This window comes from Saliniramus sp., from assembly GCF_035311605.1.
Classification (GTDB): domain Bacteria; phylum Pseudomonadota; class Alphaproteobacteria; order Rhizobiales; family Beijerinckiaceae; genus Saliniramus.
The window spans coordinates 1-3,510 of sequence record NZ_DATGCW010000021.1 but is presented as its reverse complement, the minus strand read 5'-3'; the positions used below and the strand labels follow the sequence as shown (position 1 = coordinate 3,510).

Here is a 3,510-nt window from a genome sequence, read left to right as displayed (position 1 = left end):
CTAGCAATCGTTTTCGGCCTGCATAGCGAATTCTGCTAAAGTATTTTTAGGAGCACTTAAGGTCCGGAATCGATGATTCACCGGCTTTGATGGGTCACGCATGCACGTCATGCACCGGCACGCACATCGACCTCTGAATGTCGGGCATAGGCACAGCGACAAGAACACAAAAACTCGCGCTAAATTTCGATCTCGGCCCATCATATCTGACGGGAACGCCGCGTTCAGGCCGCGACGTCAATTCGTCCGCTGCGATGCCGGAGAGAATATTTACGCCGCCACAGCCGCACTCGCAGCAGCATGAGCTTCCCTGATATTGCTGAAGAACTGCCGCGCGCTCGCTTCCCAGGTATAGCCCTCCGCCGCCGTCCTGCAGGCGTCGCGGGAGATCGAGAGGGCGGCGAGGGCGGCGAGCCGCAGATCCCAGTCGAGCACACCGCAACCCGTATCGCCGACGATGTCGCTCGGGCCTGTGACCGGATAGGCCGCGATCGGCACGCCCGAGGCCAAGGCCTCCAGCATGACGATGCCGAAGGTATCGGTAAGGCTGGGGAAGACGAAGACATCGGCGCTCGCATAGACCTGCGCGAGCGCCTCACCGCTCAGCGCCCCAAGGAAGACCGTATCGGGAAAGCGCGCTTCGAGATCGCGCCGCGCCGGACCGTCTCCGACGACGACCTTGGTGCCGGGAAGATCGAGCGCGAGGAAGGCGGCGATGTTCTTCTCCACCGCAAGCCGGGACACCGTGAGAAAAACCGGTCCCCCGCCGAGCGTCAGACGTGTATCGCATGGGCGGAAGAGATGGGTGTCGACCCCGCGTGACCACGGCATGATGCGCTGAAAACCACGCCCGGCCAGTTCGCGTGCGAGCGAGGATGTCGAAACCATCATGCCGAGCCCGGATCCGTGGAAGCGGCGAATCAGCCGGTAGGTCCATTCCTCCGGGATCGGGGCGCGCGCGGCCACGTATTCAGGAAAGCGAGTGTGGTAGCTCGTGGTAAAGGGTATCCCGCATGCGCGGCAATGGCGCCGCGCGGCGAAGCCGATCGGGCCTTCGGTCGCGATATGAACGTGGCTGGGCGCCATGCGCTCCATCATCCGCCCGACCATACGCGGTAGCGTCAGCGAGAGCCGGATCTCGGGATAGGTCGGCATCGGAAACGAGGCGAAATCCTGCGGCGTGATGAAACAGGTCTCGGCCCCGTTTTCAGCGGCATGAGACGCCATCTTTTCGAGGGAGCGCACGACCCCATTGATCTGGGGATGCCAGGCATCCGTGGCGATGAGCAAGCGCATGTGAATTTTCTCCGCCATGTCGAGCGAATACTTCACCGCGCCGACCCTCCACCACAAATTCATGAAGGGCAGGCTGTATTCACTCACTGATCGCGGTGATACGGGCGTTAAATCACAGTTTGATGACGGAATGGCTGCTCTCTCGACATGCAAAAGCCCCTCCCCCCTTGCGGGAGAGAGGCCTTGCCGGAGGGCGGCGGGACGGTCCCGTCGCGGGCGATCAGAAATCCATGCCGCCGCCGGGCATGGCGGGGGCCGATTCCTTCTTGGGCAGTTCGGCGATCATCGCCTCGGTGGTCACGAGCAGGCCGGAGACGGAGGCCGCATCCTGAAGTGCGGTGCGCACCACCTTCGCCGGATCGATCACGCCAAAGGCGAACATGTGACCGTACTCTCCGGTCTGGGCGTTGTAGCCGTAGGCATAGTCGGCGCTCTCCAGCACCTTGCCGACCACGACGGAGCCGTCGGCGCCGGCATTCTGGACGATCTGGCGGGCCGGGGCCTGGATCGCGCGGCGCACGATCTCGATGCCGGTCTTCTGGTCGTCATTGACCGGAGCCAGACCGTCGAGCGCCTTGATGGCGCGCAGGAGCGCCGTGCCGCCGCCGGGCAGGATGCCCTCTTCGACTGCCGCCTTGGTGGCATGCATGGCATCGTCGACGCGATCCTTGCGCTCCTTCACCTCGACTTCCGTCGCGCCGCCGACGCGTATCACCGCGACGCCGCCCGCGAGCTTGGCCAGGCGCTCCTGAAGCTTCTCGCGATCATAATCGGAGGTGGTTTCCTCGATCTGCGCCTTGATCTGCGAAACGCGGGGCTCGATGTCGTCCTTCGAACCGGCGCCATCGACGATGGTCGTATTTTCCTTCTCGATGACGATCTTCTTCGCCCGGCCCAGCATGTCGAGCGTCACGTTCTCGAGCTTGATGCCGAGATCCTCCGAGACCGCCGTGCCGCCGGTGAGGATGGCGATATCCTGCAGCATGGCCTTGCGGCGATCACCGAAGCCCGGCGCCTTGACGGCGGCGATCTTGAGGCCGCCACGCAGCTTGTTGACCACGAGCGTGGCCAGCGCCTCGCCTTCCACATCCTCGGCGACGATCAGGAGCGGCTTGCCCGATTGCACCACGGATTCGAGCGCGGGCAGGAGTTCCTGCAGATTGCCGAGCTTCTTTTCGTGAATGAGAACGTAGGCGTCTTCCAGCTCGACACGCATCTTCTCGGAATTGGTGACGAAATACGGCGACAGGTAACCGCGATCGAACTGCATGCCCTCGACCACGTCCAGCTCGGTATCGAAGCTCTTTGCCTCCTCGACGGTGATCACGCCCTCATTGCCGACCTTCTCCATGGCCTGTGCGAGATAGCGCCCGATCTCGGCATCGCCATTCGCCGAGATGGTGCCGACCTGGGCGATCTCGTCATTGCTGGTGATCTTCCGCGCGTTCTTCCGCAGATCCGCCACCACGGCCTCGACCGCCATGTCGATGCCGCGCTTGAGATCCATCGGGTTCATGCCGGCGGCGACCGACTTGGCGCCCTCCCTCACGATCGCCTGCGCGAGCACGGTCGCCGTGGTGGTGCCGTCACCAGCCAGATCGTTGGTCTTGGAGGCCACCTCGCGCACCATCTGGGCGCCCATGTTCTCGAACTTGTCGGAAAGCTCGATTTCCTTGGCGACCGTCACACCGTCCTTGGTGATGCGCGGCGCGCCGAAGGACTTCTCGATCACGACGTTGCGGCCCTTGGGGCCCAGCGTGACCTTCACCGCATTGGCGAGAATATCGACACCGCGCAGCATCTTCGCGCGGGCATCAGTGGAGAATTTGACTTCCTTGGCAGACATTTTTCGTCACTCCGAAAACGACATCATCGATGTCGGACAGGCCCCGTCAGGCGACCTTCTGCTGAGCTTCGCCGGCGTCAAGTACGCCGAGAATGTCGGATTCCTTCATGATCAGAAGGTCTTCACCGTCGATACGCACTTCCGTGCCCGACCACTTGCCAAACAGCACGCGGTCGCCGGCCTTCACGTCGAGGGAGACGAGCTCACTCTTCTCGTTACGGGCGCCGGGGCCGACGGCGACGATTTCGCCCTGCTGCGGCTTCTCCTTGGCGGTATCGGGGATGATGATACCGCCAGCGGTCTTCTGATCGGCCTCGATGCGGCGCACCAGAACGCGGTCATGCAAAGGACGGAACGTCATCTTTCAC

The 3,510-nt window shown here is 62.9% G+C and carries 3 protein-coding genes; all 3 read right to left on the bottom strand.

All coding sequences use genetic code 11. The features are described from left to right. Positions 1-270: 270 nt before the first annotated feature. The 3 genes from VKP01_RS01000 to VKP01_RS00990 all read right to left on the bottom strand — a co-directional run bounded on the left by VKP01_RS01000 (position 271) and on the right by VKP01_RS00990 (position 3,503). Positions 271-1,296, bottom strand: coding sequence for a glycosyltransferase family 1 protein (locus VKP01_RS01000; protein ID WP_324409778.1), 1,026 nt, complete (start codon positions 1,294-1,296; stop codon positions 271-273). A 220-nt stretch (positions 1,297-1,516) separates the two neighbouring features. Continuing rightward, positions 1,517-3,142 (bottom strand): chaperonin GroEL, encoded by a 1,626-nt coding sequence (groL, locus tag VKP01_RS00995; RefSeq protein WP_324409777.1) that lies wholly within the window; start codon positions 3,140-3,142, stop codon positions 1,517-1,519. Between the two features lie 46 nt (positions 3,143-3,188). Beyond that, a complete protein-coding gene (locus VKP01_RS00990) occupies positions 3,189-3,503 on the bottom strand; it encodes a co-chaperone GroES (RefSeq protein WP_324409776.1) in 315 nt (104 codons plus the stop codon). Between the last annotated feature and the right edge of the window lie 7 nt (positions 3,504-3,510).

Excerpts from the sequence above, each read along its gene's own strand:
- VKP01_RS01000 (WP_324409778.1), bottom strand. The coding sequence starts at position 1,296 with ATGCGCTTGCTCATCGCCACGGATGCCTGGCATCCCCAGATCAATGGG.
- groL (WP_324409777.1), bottom strand. The coding sequence starts at position 3,142 with ATGTCTGCCAAGGAAGTCAAATTCTCCACTGATGCCCGCGCGAAGATG.
- VKP01_RS00990 (WP_324409776.1), bottom strand. The coding sequence starts at position 3,503 with ATGACGTTCCGTCCTTTGCATGACCGCGTTCTGGTGCGCCGCATCGAG.